This is a genomic window from Alkalimonas sp. NCh-2, from assembly GCF_039631345.1.
Classification (GTDB): Bacteria; Pseudomonadota; Gammaproteobacteria; order Enterobacterales; family Alteromonadaceae; genus Alkalimonas; species Alkalimonas mucilaginosa.
The window spans coordinates 579,538-593,861 of sequence record NZ_JBDIUV010000002.1; the positions used below are offsets into that span (position 1 = coordinate 579,538).

Sequence of the window (14,324 nt, forward strand, 5' to 3'; positions counted from 1 at the left end):
GGAAAGCATCATGAAAACAATCACAGCTAGCACCCCAGTAGCAGAGCGGCGATTCCACGACCTGGATGCATTCTACCTGCGCGGCCGGAACATCAGTGCCCGCCCAGGCAGCGGAGAATGCCGAATCAAAGTGTCCCACGACGATGGGGCCACTTACGATGCGGTTAATGTTATATCTGGCCAACCGGAAGCCGGAACCATCAGAACCTATGATTTAAAAATTGAGTTTGAATGCACAGCGGATGCGGTGCTGGTGGTGGGTAATTAACGAAGCTTAAAAAACTCCGCCAGGGTTGTGTTATGCAGCTCTGGCATTACCGCCAACCATTCCCCCAGGGCTTCCGCACTGGGGTTGCTCCGAGCCGGGTTTAGCCGATTCACTAGTTGCTGCAACTCTGTGCGCGTGGGCTCTTTCCCATGCAACCGCACATACAAATCCCGTACAGATACCGCTGATTTGATGCTGGCCGTTACAGCTTCGGCAAATTTCTTGTCTGTCTGCATATCAAAAATGATTTACTTCCCACGGCAACCCATCTATATTGTATATCATACATGATTTACAAGGATCGGCTATGCGTTCGTTAATTTTAATGCTGTTGCTTTTGCCTCTGGCCGCAACCGCCAGCATGCGCGACTTAGACCGGCTGCACCGCCAGGCCATGGCCCAGCATACCTACATCACCGACCTGGAGCAATACGGCGTACCGGAAAAGTGGGTAGCCAGCTTGGTCGGGGATTGTGAGGATTACGCACTGTACATGCAAGCGCTGTTGCGCCAGCACGCCTACCAAGCCGACCTGTGGGTAGTTCGCACAGAAACAAACGAACTGCATGTGGTAGCTATGGTTGATGACATTGTGATCGACAACCGCCGCCAAAGAGCGTTCCCAGCCAGATTTTTTAAGTACGACTGGATAGCACCGGTCGAGTACCACAACGCCAAGAACCGCCAACTGTTGGCGCAAAACTAACGGAGATAAACATGGAATGGACCATTGCTTTAATTATTGGAGCCACGTTGATCGGCAGCTTACTAGCCTGGCTGTTTGTGCGCGGCGCTAAACGGAGCCGTAACAGCAATGATTGACCTGGTAAAGCACCGCTGCCCATACTGGGATTGCGGTTGGTGCTACGCGCCCGCAAGCGTTGAAACAAACCATAAAGGGGGAGGGTGCCATAGCCCAAGGGCATGCCCGCAGCAGATCGCAGTTTTACAAAAAGTCGCCCCGCAAAAAGCACAAGATCAGCGCACCAATATACAGTAGTTTCAGATCGCTAAGTTGTTGTTTTGCAATGTTTGCATTTTGGCGCTTTTCGCGTTTTTTGGCGGGTGCAAAAAGGCTGAAAAAGTGCATTAAGTTGCTGATCGGTAATATAAAACAATCGATTCCGCGCTGTATCATGGGGTGTCAGGGGTCGGAGGTTCAAATCCTCTCGTACCGACCAACAAAACAACCTGTTTTTTAACAGGTTTTTTTGTGCCTGCTATTCAGATATTGAACATCATTTCTCAGTTATACACCTGTATTCATTTGAAGCTTTAGAATTTTTGCCGAAAAGCTTCTGCCATCAAGCCTAACTTATACATTATCTGATTCGACCGAGCTAAAGCATGTGCGTTGGGTTGAAGGATAGCCATCAGTAAATAGCAATTCTTATTGCTAAACCCCTGACAATAAACTAAGTGGATATCACTTGTTCGTTTAACTTGAGCAATAAAAAGGGGGAAACCAACGCCATGTGTTGCCAGGTGAATGTGCCTAACCTGTTCTAGCTTGATGATATCAAGGTTATAAGGGTGATCGTAGAGGACATCTTTACCAAACCACGCAGGCAATACACCAGATTTATACTTTTTGAAATCTGCGATCAATTCTAAGCGCTCGTCTTTGCTAAGTGCTTCGTCAAGGATCTTGCTAGTAAATACCCGAATCACTCGGTAAATTCACGCAATTTTGCAGCATCAGCCTCTAGCAGCAGCTGTTCACTTAACCGGCTTATTTCTTTAAGCCGTGCTGCCGCAGGCCGGAATAAACCTTGCTCTGCAGCACCAGAGGCCTCAATAATACGTAGCATTTTCTCGTAAAGCTCTGCACTGAGCATGTAACCTGTTGGTTTGTTGTTTGAAAGCACCGCCACTGGCTCATCAATAAAGTACTGACTTAAGTTTTTGCGGGCTTCGGATACTGACACTGCTTTTTCAGCCAAAATCGCATGCGAAGACATAATACACCTCGAATAAATCCAAAACTTTGCACTTGGTTATGTACATAATTAAGTGTAAAGTTAGTATGGTGCATAAAGTAACAGATTACAAGGTGAATGCAGTAATACTCATGATCAGCCATGCAGCTACCAACTGCCAATCAGGATTGCCAGCTCATAGCAGTTATCTCTTATTTTAGAGCGGCGGTCAGCCCAGCCAGCAGTCCAGTTCAGGGCAACTGAACCCCTTTCGGGAACTTGGTCTGCTGCCATAATTCCTGCCAAAGCTGTCCGCTATCGTCCCACTTGCCCTGCACAACCCAGTTGGCCAGGGCTTCGGCTACTTTGGGGTAGTGCACCGGGCCGGCGCTTTTGCTTTGCAGCCATTGGATAATGGTTTGGGCGTTCAGTTCGGGCATGGCAGTGGCAAGACCAAGTTGACGCAGGGTTTCCACATTGCTTTGCTGTTCAAACTGACCCATCAGCGGTTTGAGCAATAACTTTTTACCCAAGGATAGGGCTTCGGACGGCAGTTCAAAGCCACCGTTGGCAATAACGCCTTCACAGCGCTGCAGGTGACGCTGAAAGTTCTGATGCGACAGCGGATGCAGGCTGATGTTATCGGCAATTTCATGTTCTTTTTGCTCCGGGTGATAACAAACAAAACGCTGGGTTTTAATACGTTGCAGCAAGCTGCGGATTTGTTGCAGCTGCTCAAACGGCAGATACACCAGAATATAAGGCTCTGCATCGGTTGTTTGGCCATCGATTTGGTGCACGATGGGGGGCAGAATGGGTTGGTCAAAGTGGTACCAGTGCAAACCAATGGCGTGCTGCACCGGCGCAAAGTATTGCATCACCAGCCGGTCTAAGGCTGTCATACCAACCTTGGGAACCTGATGGCGAAAGGCATTCTGATGGCTGATACCAATCGATGGGATCTGTTGCCTGCGCGCTGCCCAGGCGCTGATGGGCTCAAAGTCGTTAATCACCAGATCATAGCCGGATAAATCCAGTGCTTTAATATCGCGCCATAGCTGCAGCGGGTGGTTATTGAGTGCCGTTTTGATGGGGCGAATGCGGCCTTGTTCGGTGATAAAGGTTAAGCCTCGTCGGGTTTGATAATCGCCAAAGTCATCCATCGAAAAATACTGATCGGCAGCACGGCCTGAGAACAAAAAATCCACCTGCACCGGTTGTTTGTTTAATGCCTGTGCCATGGCTCTGGCGCGGGCGATATGGCCATTACCGGTTCCCTGCACACCATAAAGTATTTTCATAAAACTCCTAAGTTAACAGGGACAGGGCGATATGCGCACAGGCCATGCCCAGCAGTGCCCCAATCAAAACATCGGTCATAAAGTGTACGCCCAGTAAGATGCGGGATAAACCGATTAAGGTGGCCCAGCACAGCGCCAGCAGATAAAACTCCGGATAAAACTGACCGATGAGCGTCGCCATTAAAAAGGCGGCAGCAGTATGACCAGAGGGTAAGCTGTAACGATCACTTGGGGTGATAAAGCTGGTGAGAAATTCGCACAGTTCTTTGGGGCGGCGGCGGCGAAAACTGTTTTTGGCTAACCAATAGATGGGGAGATGAATGCTGAAGGCCAGTAAGCCAGCTTGCAGGAAGCGAGGGCTATCCAGCCACCAGGTTAGCAGGCCCAGCAACAGGTAGAGGTGGCCATCACCGGTGCGTGAAATGACTTTGCTGATACTGGCCACTTGCCTGGTAAAGCGGTGCCGTAAACAAAACAACGAAAACGCTAAATCTAATTCTGCTATGGGTTGTATGGCTCGCATCTGAGACCCTCCATTGAGCACACAGCACAGAATGTAGCTTTAGCTTACTGGGCTGAGATGACAGCAATATGACATCAATGGAGGATGAAAAGCTGCTAGCTGACCGGACTTAATTGCAATTGATTTCTGCCCTTAGCTTTGGCTTCATACAGTGCTTTATCAGCGCTTAGCATCAGAGTATCGGCATTGTCGTAACCACTAAAGCTGCACACACCAATGGAGACTGTGGTGATCATGTTGGGTTCATGGTAGCGGCTTGCTAATTGTTCTGTGGTTTTCCTGATTTTCTCCAGCACAGAAACTGCAGCATCAACAGGCGTGTGTGGCAGTATGGCCAAAAATTCTTCACCGCCAATGCGGCCTATCACATCGCTGGTACGCAACAGCTTTTGGCATTCTGCAGCAAAGTCGCGTAGCAATTGATCGCCAGTGGCATGACCAAACTGATCGTTGATTTGTTTAAAGTGATCAAGATCCAGCATGGCTATGCTAAGCGGGTAATGGTGGCGACTGGCAAGACGCAGTTGCTGATCCAACAGTTTCAGGGTGTAGTGTCGGTTCGGAAGTGAGGTAAGGCTATCAAAGTGCGCCAGATGATGCAGCCGCTTACGTTGCCACCAGATCCGGGCCAACAGGAACAGCAAGAGCAGGCTGCCTGCGATGGCACCAATTAACAGTGCAGTGAGTAGCCGCTGATGCCTGGCTTGATTGCTGATCAGGCTGTGTTGCAGCTCCAGCTCTTTTTGTAGCAATTCATTTTCCAGCTGCCGACTATCCAGTTCATGCTGGGCTCTGAGTTGATGCAGTAATTGGGTACTCTCTTCCCGTTGTAGTTCAGTCAGGCGTTGACTGGCTGTTTTCAGCAATTGGTAAGCTTCGTCACTGCGACCACGTTGACTAAGCCATTCTGCTTGCTGGCGTTGTACTTCAGCATGTTGAATGGGCATATGCTCGGGATCGGCATAAAGCATGGCCTGCTGCAAGTGTTGCTCTGCCATACTTGTATCGCCACTTTGTAAAGCAATTCGGCCCAGCTGAAGTTGGCTATCCAGTAGCATGTAACGATTATTGGCTTGCTCAAAACTAGTGAGTGCTTGCAGCAGCAATGTTTTGGCTTGCTCATGATCCTGTTGCTTTATGGCAATGGCTGCCAACTCTTTTTGTGCGTAAGCAACGCCTTGATCGTCGCCCGCTGACTCTGCTAATTGCAGTGATTGCTGCAGTTTGCTCTTACCCAGAGCGTGATCGCCCAACTTGCTGTGGGCTTTCCCCAGACCATACAAAGCAATGCTCACTTCGACCGGGCTATTATGCTGCTGATGAAAAGCGACGGCTTCTTCGAAATAAGGTATGGACAGTTCATGCTCACGGCGGTATTCATACACCAGTGCAATGTAGCCCGCGATATGACCTTTGGTAATTACCCCTGCACCGGTTGTTGGGGCAAGTTGGTACGCATGCAGTAAATCTTGCAAGGCTTCGACATAATTGACCAGACTTAACTGCAGCACGCCGCGAACAACCAATGCCTGAATGAACAACTGCTGGTGCTGCAGCTCCCCGGCGAATTGCAGGGCGCTTTCAGTAATCGGCATACCTTCTGCTGGGGTGCCTGCCAAATCAAAGGCATAGGCTCGAACCAGTTGCAGGCTATGATACAGCCAGGGCTGCTCTGTACCATCAATCAGAGCCAGTGCCTGTGCTGCACTTTCCAGCGCTTGTTCCGGATACACCAACAGCGTTTGCAGCTCAGCCTGAATATAAAGCAATTGTGCTTGCTGTAAAGGCCCGGCAGCAGCGCTTAGCTGAATGTCAATCTGTTGCAGGGCGGTAGCTGGTTGCTGCTGACTTTGAACATAGAGCGCATTGAACTCGGGCTCCAGCTTGCTCAATGGTGAAGCCGTTAGATAACTGCTATAGCCAAGCATGGCGATACAGAAAAATAAAATGTACCAGCGCCCAGATAACATAGAGTTCTCATTGAAAAACATTACGCGCTCTATCATAACAACCCTTACCAGGTTGCACAAATTTCCATCACTATATCAGTGAATTAAGGATTAGCTGCTTGCTGTATTTTTTGTAGCTGGCACTGGTCAATAGCTTCAGAGTCGGTAGAATAGGAGGCTTTGATGCACGACTGAAGTGACCGCATGACGCAAACAGAACAAGACCCGTTTTTTGATATCCGGCCTTACCACGATCAGGAGGTTGCCGGTGCTATTGCTGATCTGATTGCGGATCAGGAGTTTATTAAAGCTATTTTGCATTACCGGTTTCCGCATTTATCCGGCCCTTTTGGCTGGCTGTTATCGCCCTTGGTGAAAGCCGCCTTGAAGCGGAAGTGGTCCAGCCTGAATAGTGTGCGGGATGTGCAGTTGCAGGTTGCGGCCTACATGAAAAAAACCATGGCCAATACCACCACGGATTTTAGTTACTCAGGGGTGGAGCAGCTGAAAAAAGATCAGGCCTACCTGTTTATTTCCAATCATCGTGACATAGCGATGGATCCTGCCATTGTGAACTGGTGTTTGCACAAATACGGCATGAACACGGCTCGCATCGCTATTGGCGATAATCTGCTCAAGAAAGATTGTGTCACCACGCTGATGCGATTGAACAAAAGCTTTATTGTGCGCCGCTCTGCCAAAGGGCCGCGTGAAATGCTAAAAGCCTTAGGCCAGCTGTCGGCTTATATTCACCATTCGTTAGGCACTGAAAAACAATCGATCTGGATTGCCCAGCGGGAAGGTCGTGCCAAAGACGGCAACGATTATACCGATGCAGCCATGCTAAAGATGCTGTATATCGAAGGTCGCAAGCAAGGTCTGAGTTTTGCCGAGGATATCGGTCAATTGCATATCGTGCCGGTCACCATCAGCTATGAGCTGGATCCATGCGATAAAGCCAAAGTCCGGGAACTGGTGCAAAAGCAAACGCAAGGGCATTACCAAAAAGGTGAGTTTGAAGACATCGACAGCATTATCCAGGGCATCACCGGCATGAAAGGCCGGGTGCATGTGGCTTTTGGTAAGATGGTGCAGCCCAATGTGGATTCGGCCGATGAACTGGCGGCGGCGCTGGATGCGGAAATATACCGCAACTACCGTTTATTCCCAATCAATTACCTGGCTGCCGGGGTAGAGCACGATAGTATTGGTGCTGAAGACCGCGCTATATGGCAAGCCAAGCTGGCAGAACACAGTGAAGCTGAACAACAGTGGTTAAAAACCATGTACGGTGCACCGGTATTTAAGCGGCAGCAACAGGCAGAGCAGGACGCGGCTAAACAGTAAGCTGCGGTACGCGGGCATTTCATCCAATAAATGGGAGCCCGCTGCAAAGCGCGGGTAACAAAAAAGGACACCGCGGTGTCCTTTTTAGATCGAAGTAAGTCAGCCTTACAGCGGAGTTACGTTCGCAGCTTGTGGACCTTTTTGACCTTGCTCGATTTCGAAAGAAACGCGCTGGCCTTCAGTCAGGGTTTTGTAACCGTCGCTCATGATAGCGCGGTAGTGAACGAATGCATCAGCGCCACCGTTATCTGGAGTGATGAAACCAAAACCTTTGTCAGCGTTGAACCATTTAACGATACCAGTTGATTTAGACATATGATGTCTCCTGAAAAAAATAAAAATTTAAGTGTGTAACGCATGATGCGTTGGTAGCCGGCAAAAATGTTACTTATGTGGCCAACCAGCGTGAATCTTCAGGGACATGACTTACTATGAAGCTGTGCTGCGAAGTGTTCAGGAACAAGTTGTGTACATAGGTCTGCATTACAGGCCAGACATCATCATAACAGCTATTTAGTGAATGTATAGTTATTTTTTGCACTGTCATAAAGGTTTCATTAAAAAGGTAGTTTTTGCATGCAAAACGCCCGGCAAAAGCCGGGCGTTTCAGTAAAAACAAGCAGTTGCTAGCCGTTTAAAGCGGTTGTCGGTTCGACGAAATCAAACTTCAAAGCTTCAGCGACAAACTCATTGGTAACTTTACCGCGGTAAACGTTCAGGCCATTCCGTAAGTGCACGTCTTCCAGCAAGGCTTGCTTGTAGCCTTTATTGGCCAAACGAATGATGTATGGCAGCGTCACGTTATTCAGCGCAAAGGTAGAGGTCCGAGGCACCGCACCAGGCATGTTTGCCACACAGTAGTGCACCACATCATCCACAATGTACGTTGGTTCGGCATGGGTAGTTGGTTTAGAGGTCTCAACACAGCCACCCTGGTCGATGGCTACATCGACAATAGCGGCACCAGGTTTCATCCGTTTAATATGATCGGCTGTAACCAGTTTCGGTGCCGCGGCACCTGGAACCAGGACACCACCAATAACCAGGTCGGCAGCCAGGACTTCTTTTTCCAGTGCATCGGCAGTGGAATAAACCGCTTTGACAGCACCATTAAACTGAGCGTTAATCCGGCGCAGTACATCAACACTGCGATCCAGTACGGTGACGTCGGCACCCAGGCCAACAGCCATTTGCGCAGCATTGGTACCGACCATACCGCCGCCAATCACGACAACTTTAGCCGGGGCAACACCAGGCACACCGCCCAGCAGCATGCCTAAACCACCACAGGATTTCTCCAGAGCGCGGGCACCCGCCTGAATGGACATCCGGCCAGCTACTTCTGACATTGGTGCCAGCAGTGGTAAACCACCTTTGCTGTCGGTCACGGTTTCATAGGCAATGCAGACCGCTTTGCTTTTGATCAGATCTTCGGTTTGTGGCAGGTCGGGTGCAAGGTGCAGGTAAGTGAACAGGATTTGGCCATCACGCAGCATAGCGCGCTCTACGGCTTGTGGCTCTTTGACCTTCACGATCATATCCGCTTTGGCAAAGATCTCGGCTGCAGTCGTCAGGACTTCTGCTCCAGCCTGTTGGTAGTCTTCATCGGTAAAGCCAATACCGATACCGGCATTGTGTTCTACGCAAACCTGGTGACCATGCTGGATCACTTCCCGCACGCTGGCAGGTGTCATACCTACACGGTATTCGTGGTTTTTAATCTCTTTTGGGATGCCAATCAACATAACTGAGTTGCCTTTTTTGTAGGGTGATAAAATTTGGTGCTAGTATATAGTGAATTTTTCGGGATTAATGCCTGTTTTAAAGTGCCATGCTAGTGCATAATTCTTTTAATTTACGATTAATTGGAGTTTTCTACTGGATGTTTTCGCAAAGTAAAAGCATTAAAAAGCTCGACAGAACCGATCGTAAGATTTTAGCTGAACTTCAGCGAGATGGCCGGGTTTCTAACGTCGAGCTGGCGAGGCGGGTGGGATTAAGCCCAACACCTTGTTTAGAAAGGGTTCGAAAGCTGGAAGCAGAGCACTATATTCTGGGCTATACCGCTTTGGTGGACCCGGTAAAGATTGGTGCGGCACTGTTAGTCTTTGTTGAAATCACTTTAAGCAAAACCTCGCCGGAAGATTTTGATGAGTTCAGTAAAGCGGTACAGAAACTGGATGAGATCCAGGAGTGCCATCTGGTATCCGGCAGCTTTGACTTTCTATTAAAAACCAGAGTGGCCAATATGGCGGCTTACCGTGAGTTGTTGGGGGAAACCCTATTGCGTTTACCCAGCGTGCGGGAAAGTCGCACCTATGTGGTGATGGAAGAAGTTAAGCAAAGTAATTTTATTAAACCCTAAGTTTTATCCAGCCTGGATTCAGCCAATAACCATTATACTGGCCGGAATGGTGGGTTTTTCTGCAGCTCTGTTGCCAAACAGATGCATCCAGGGTTGCAGTCTGGTATCTTTCACAGGTGGTTGTGATCTACCTGAGACGACCAATGACAGACAACAACAGTGAGGCGTTCTTTTGCCACGGATATCTTTCTTTAATTTAAATGGCATCCAGCGTTTGTTGGAGGTTGGCCTGATTTTATGCTGTGGCCTGGCTCTTTTTTTGCTGCTGGCGCTGATTTCGTTTAACCCGGCCGATCCCAGCTGGTCACAAACAGGCTATCAGCATGGTGTGTCCAACTATGCTGGGCCGGTTGGTGCCTGGCTGGCTGATTTATTGCTGTTTAGTTTTGGCTGGATTGCCTATTTGCTGCCTGTGCTGGTTGCCGGTCTGGGTTATTTATTGTTTAAACGCTTTCATCATGTGCTGCAACTGGATTATCTGATCCTGGGACTGCGGTTGATTGGCCTGTTGCTGACGATGATCAGCGCTACTGCCATCAGTAGCATGAACTTTAACGACATTTATTATTTTTCCTCCGGCGGCGTTGTCGGGGATATTTTTAGCGGCTTGTTATTGCCTTATCTGAATTTTGTGGGCACGACACTGTTACTGTTGTGCTTTTTTGCCACTGGCCTAACGCTGATGACCGGCATTTCCTGGTTTACTGTGATGGATGCCCTTGGTGCCTGGGTTTGGCAGGCGGGCTGTTGGTTGCTGCAGTTGCCGTCTTGGTTGCAGCAAAAATGGCAGCAAAATCAACAGGAGGTAGAAGATAGCCGCGAGACAAAGCAAGCAGCTTTGATGAATGAGTGGAGTACTGCACCCAAGGTTGGCAACCCCAAAGCCGACAAAGCATTGTCCGTGAACACCGAGCGCAATGCGATGAGTTTACCGGTGCAGCCTTTGGATGAGCGGGATGCCAGGGCTTTTTACAGCGTGGATGACCTGGCCGATGAGTCCTTGTCTTTTAGTGCTGTGGATGAGCCCGAGTTACCAGAACAAATTGAGAAAACGCTTCGCCATACCGAATTAAAACCCAAAGCTGCCCGGGTGCCTGAACCCGAGCCGGATGATGATGACTCGCCTGAAAGCGAGCCGCATGAAGTCACAGAGTTACCGGGGCTGGAGCTGTTGGATCGGCCGGATAAAGCGCAAAACCCGATTGATCCTGCAGATTTAGAGCGGGTGTCCCGTTTGGTAGAAGCCAAACTATTGGACTTTAACGTGGAAGCCAAAGTGGTGGGGGTGCATCCCGGCCCTGTGGTCACCCGTTTTGAACTGGATTTAGCTCCTGGGGTTAAAGTCAGTAAAATTACTGGCCTGGCCAAAGATTTGGCGCGCTCGCTATCCGCTATTAGTGTACGGGTGGTGGAGGTGATTCCGGGCAAATCCTTTATTGGTTTGGAATTGCCAAACAAACACCGTGAAATTGTACGCTTATCCGAAGTGATTGGGGATGCAACCTTTGAGCAATCACGTTCACCGCTAACCATGGTGCTTGGCAAAGACATTGCCGGCAAAGCCATGGTGGCTGACTTGGCGAAAATGCCGCACTTGCTGGTGGCAGGGACTACCGGCTCTGGTAAGTCGGTCGGCGTAAACGTGATGATTTGCAGTATTTTGTACAAGTCCACGCCGGATGAAGTGCGTTTTTTAATGATCGATCCAAAAATGTTGGAGCTATCAATTTACGAAGGCATCCCACATTTGCTGACCGAAGTGGTGACCGACATGAAAGATGCCGCCAATGGCTTGCGCTGGTGTGTTGGTGAAATGGAGCGGCGTTACAAACTGATGTCGGCGCTTGGGGTTCGTAACTTAAAAGGCTACAACGCCAAGGTAAAAGAAGCGATAGCGGCTGGCCAGCCATTGATTGACCCCTTGTGGAAGCCCTCGGACGATATGCGCGACGAAGCGCCCAGGCTGGAGAAACTTCCGGCCATCGTGGTGGTGATTGATGAATTCGCCGACATGATGATGATAGTCGGTAAGAAAGTGGAAGAGCTGATTGCCCGTATTGCGCAAAAAGCAAGGGCCGCCGGTATCCATCTTATTCTGGCCACACAGCGGCCCTCGGTGGATGTGATCACCGGCCTGATCAAGGCCAATATTCCAACCCGAATTGCATTTCAGGTCAGCTCGAAAATTGACTCTCGCACCATCCTCGATCAACAAGGTGCTGAAAGTTTGTTGGGGCAGGGGGATATGCTGTATTTGCCGCCGGGCTCTGGCGTGCCAAACCGGGTACATGGTGCTTTCGTGGATGACCACGAAGTGCATGCGGTGGTGGCAGACTGGAAACGACGAGGCCAGCCGAAGTACATTGCCGAAATTCTCAGTGGTGAAACTACCGAAGAGAACTTATTACCGGGTGAGACGCTCGAAGGGGATGAAGGCGAGGCTGATCCTTTGTACGATCAGGCGGTTGCTTTTGTGACCGAAAGTCGCCGAGCTTCGGTTTCCGGTGTGCAACGCCGTTTTCGTATTGGTTACAACCGGGCGGCTCGTCTGGTTGAACAAATGGAACACAGTGGTGTGGTCAGTGGCCCTGGTCACAACGGCAACCGGGAAGTTCTGGCACCACCACCACCCAAGGGGAATTGATGAAACATTTTGTACTGGCTGTGGCTATTTTCTTCAATCCGGCAGTGTTTGCTAATGAGCAGGCCGCGCTATCGCTGCAACAGCAACTTAGCCGTATGCCGCACTTTCACGCCAGCTTTGAACAGCAGGTATTTGATATGCAACAGCAACTGGTGCAGCAGGGGGAAGGCGAGCTTTGGTTGCAGCAGCCTGGCAAGTTCCGTTTTAAGATGGAACTGCCTGAACCCATTCTGTTTGTTGGCGATGGTGAAACGCTGTGGTATTACCATGAGCTGCTGGAGCAAGTCAGCATTTATGATGCCAGGGCCGAGCTGGAGCGCACCCCTTTTACCCTATTGATGTCTGATGATGCCAGTTTGTGGCAGCAATACCGCATTACTGAACACGAGGATGGTTACCGAATCGAGGCCGATGACCCGGCCAGCCCGGTGCAGTATTTGCAACTGAACTTTAGCAATGATCAGTTAAGTCGTATGCAGGTGCTGGATCTAAATGGTCAGCGCAGTATTTTCGTGTTTAAGGCAGTGCCCACAGATGCAGGCTTTGCTGCCGGGTTGTTTCAGTTTCAGCCTCCGGCGGATGTTGATATTGACGATCAAAGGTAAGTTGTGGTGTCGACACTGAATTTCGACTTTAACGACGATGTTCGTCCTCTGGCCGCCAGAATGCGGCCACAGAGCCTGGCAGATTACGTGGGGCAGCAGCATTTGCTTGCTCCAGGTTTGCCATTGCATCAGGCTATTGAACAAGGCAAGGTCTTTTCGCTGATCTTATGGGGGCCTCCCGGTACAGGGAAAACGACTTTGGCAGAAATTATTGCCCGCCACGCAGAAGCGGAGCTGTGTAAGTTATCGGCTGTCACATCGGGCATCAAAGAGATCCGCGATGCCATTCAGCAAGCCAAAGAGCGGCAATTGCAATGGCAAAAGCGTACCTTGCTGTTTGTGGATGAGGTGCACCGCTTTAACAAAAGCCAGCAGGATGCGTTTTTACCTTTCATTGAAGACGGTACCATAGTGTTTATCGGTGCGACCACTGAAAACCCGTCCTTTGCGCTGAACAATGCGATTTTATCCCGGGCCCGGGTTTGCATACTGAACAAATTGACTGACGAGGATTTAAAGCCACTGATCCAGCGTGCTTTAACCGACACTGCTTTGGGGTTAGGGGCCTTGAAACTGAGCCTGAGCGACGAGGCGGAAGCCTTATTGTTGTTGTTGGCCGGTGGTGATGCCAGGCAGTTATTAAACTTGCTGGAATTGATAGCCGAGTACAGCTCAGCTGCTGGCGTTCAACAGCCGGTTACAGCGGAGCTGGTGCGTCAACTGGTACCGCGCAAGCTGCCAGGCTTTGATAATCAGGGTGATCAGTTTTATGACTTGATATCGGCTTTTCATAAGTCGGTGCGCGGCTCTGCCCCAGATGCTGCTTTGTACTGGTATTGCCGTATCCTGGAGGGCGGCGGCGATCCGCTCTATGTTGCCAGGCGTTTGCTGGCGATTGCCAGTGAAGATATCGGCAATGCCGATCCCAGAGCCCTAACCCTGGCACTGAATGCCTGGGATACCTTTCAGCGGGTAGGGCCGGCTGAAGGGGAGCGGGCTATCGCTCAGGCTGCCGTCTATCTGGCACTGGCTCCGAAAAGCAATGCGCTGTATGCAGCGTTTAAGCAAATGCGACGTCTGGTGCGTGAGCAGCCGGATCATGAGGTGCCGTATCATCTGAGAAATGCCCCCACCAAATTGATGCAGGAAATGGGGCTGGGTGCAGAGTATCGTTATGCACACAATGAAGAGGGTGCCTATGCCGCTGGCGAAAATTACTTGCCTGCGGCATTGAGCGAGCTGCAAGTCTATCAGCCGACCGAGCGCGGACTGGAAAAGCAACTGGCTGAAAAAATGCGTTATTTGCAGCAGTTAGATGCACAAAGTCCGAACAAACGGTATCGGGAATGATACAATAACCTATCTCTTTTTGGTTGGCCTGACTGGCCTTTTAATGGGAAGTT

At 49.9% G+C, this 14,324-nt stretch carries 15 protein-coding genes; 7 read left to right on the plus strand and 8 right to left on the minus strand.

The window, feature by feature from the left end; translation table 11 throughout:
* The first annotated feature begins 10 nt into the window (after positions 1-10).
* The gene (locus ABC502_RS07980) at positions 11-268 is read left to right on the plus strand and encodes a hypothetical protein (RefSeq protein WP_345915506.1); all 258 of its coding nucleotides are present in this window, start codon (positions 11-13) and stop codon (positions 266-268) included.
* On the opposite strand, the gene ABC502_RS07985 is transcribed toward ABC502_RS07980, so the two are convergent.
* Complete coding sequence (locus ABC502_RS07985) at positions 265-504, minus strand: hypothetical protein (protein WP_345915507.1); 240 nt, start codon at positions 502-504, stop codon at positions 265-267. The genes ABC502_RS07980 and ABC502_RS07985 overlap by 4 nt on opposite strands.
* Positions 505-575: 71 nt before the next feature.
* Here ABC502_RS07985 and ABC502_RS07990 point away from each other — a divergent pair, with 71 nt between their 5' ends.
* Positions 576-974: a transglutaminase-like cysteine peptidase gene (locus ABC502_RS07990; RefSeq protein WP_345915508.1), complete on the plus strand. Its 399-nt coding sequence runs from the start codon at positions 576-578 to the stop codon at positions 972-974.
* A gap of 569 nt (positions 975-1,543) precedes the next feature.
* Here the strand turns inward: ABC502_RS07990 and ABC502_RS07995 are convergent.
* From ABC502_RS07995 to ABC502_RS08015, 5 genes are all read right to left on the minus strand, one after another.
* Positions 1,544-1,936 carry a type II toxin-antitoxin system YafO family toxin gene (locus tag ABC502_RS07995; protein ID WP_330088575.1) on the minus strand — a complete coding sequence of 131 codons (393 nt, stop codon included), beginning with the start codon at positions 1,934-1,936 and terminating at the stop codon, positions 1,544-1,546.
* Complete coding sequence (yafN, locus tag ABC502_RS08000) at positions 1,936-2,229, minus strand: type I toxin-antitoxin system antitoxin YafN (protein WP_330130397.1); 294 nt, start codon at positions 2,227-2,229, stop codon at positions 1,936-1,938. The genes ABC502_RS07995 and yafN overlap by 1 nt, the downstream gene beginning before the upstream one ends.
* Before the next feature lie 209 nt (positions 2,230-2,438).
* Positions 2,439-3,488: an MJ1255/VC2487 family glycosyltransferase gene (locus ABC502_RS08005; protein WP_345915509.1), complete on the minus strand. Its 1,050-nt coding sequence runs from the start codon at positions 3,486-3,488 to the stop codon at positions 2,439-2,441.
* 7 nt (positions 3,489-3,495) lie between these two features.
* Entirely contained in the window at positions 3,496-4,011 is a 516-nt protein-coding gene (locus tag ABC502_RS08010; protein WP_330088566.1) for a phosphatase PAP2 family protein, read from the minus strand.
* A 95-nt stretch (positions 4,012-4,106) separates the two neighbouring features.
* Positions 4,107-5,981, minus strand: a complete 1,875-nt coding sequence (locus tag ABC502_RS08015) for a diguanylate cyclase (protein WP_345915510.1) — start codon at positions 5,979-5,981, stop codon at positions 4,107-4,109.
* A 183-nt stretch (positions 5,982-6,164) separates the two neighbouring features.
* Between ABC502_RS08015 and ABC502_RS08020 the strand changes: the two genes are divergently transcribed.
* The gene (locus tag ABC502_RS08020; RefSeq protein ID WP_330088564.1) at positions 6,165-7,307 is read left to right on the plus strand and encodes a 1-acyl-sn-glycerol-3-phosphate acyltransferase; all 1,143 of its coding nucleotides are present in this window, start codon (positions 6,165-6,167) and stop codon (positions 7,305-7,307) included.
* 105 nt (positions 7,308-7,412) lie between these two features.
* Here ABC502_RS08020 and ABC502_RS08025 read toward each other — a convergent pair whose 3' ends face one another.
* Positions 7,413-7,622, minus strand: a complete 210-nt coding sequence (locus ABC502_RS08025) for a cold-shock protein (protein WP_091340618.1) — start codon at positions 7,620-7,622, stop codon at positions 7,413-7,415.
* Between the two features lie 311 nt (positions 7,623-7,933).
* The gene (gene ald, locus ABC502_RS08030) at positions 7,934-9,052 is read right to left on the minus strand and encodes an alanine dehydrogenase (protein ID WP_330088563.1); all 1,119 of its coding nucleotides are present in this window, start codon (positions 9,050-9,052) and stop codon (positions 7,934-7,936) included.
* 137 nt (positions 9,053-9,189) lie between these two features.
* On the opposite strand from ald, the gene lrp reads away from it, so the two are divergent.
* The 4 genes from lrp to ABC502_RS08050 all read left to right on the plus strand — a co-directional run bounded on the left by lrp (position 9,190) and on the right by ABC502_RS08050 (position 14,271).
* Positions 9,190-9,672 (plus strand): leucine-responsive transcriptional regulator Lrp, encoded by a 483-nt coding sequence (gene lrp / locus ABC502_RS08035; RefSeq protein WP_330088562.1) that lies wholly within the window; start codon positions 9,190-9,192, stop codon positions 9,670-9,672.
* A gap of 172 nt (positions 9,673-9,844) precedes the next feature.
* The gene (locus tag ABC502_RS08040) at positions 9,845-12,316 is read left to right on the plus strand and encodes a DNA translocase FtsK 4TM domain-containing protein (RefSeq protein ID WP_345915511.1); all 2,472 of its coding nucleotides are present in this window, start codon (positions 9,845-9,847) and stop codon (positions 12,314-12,316) included.
* Positions 12,316-12,921: an outer membrane lipoprotein chaperone LolA gene (lolA, locus tag ABC502_RS08045; protein ID WP_345915512.1), complete on the plus strand. Its 606-nt coding sequence runs from the start codon at positions 12,316-12,318 to the stop codon at positions 12,919-12,921. Before ABC502_RS08040 ends, lolA begins: the two co-directional genes overlap by 1 nt.
* A gap of 6 nt (positions 12,922-12,927) precedes the next feature.
* A complete protein-coding gene (locus ABC502_RS08050; protein ID WP_345915513.1) occupies positions 12,928-14,271 on the plus strand; it encodes a replication-associated recombination protein A in 1,344 nt (447 codons plus the stop codon).
* The last annotated feature ends 53 nt before the right edge of the window (positions 14,272-14,324 follow it).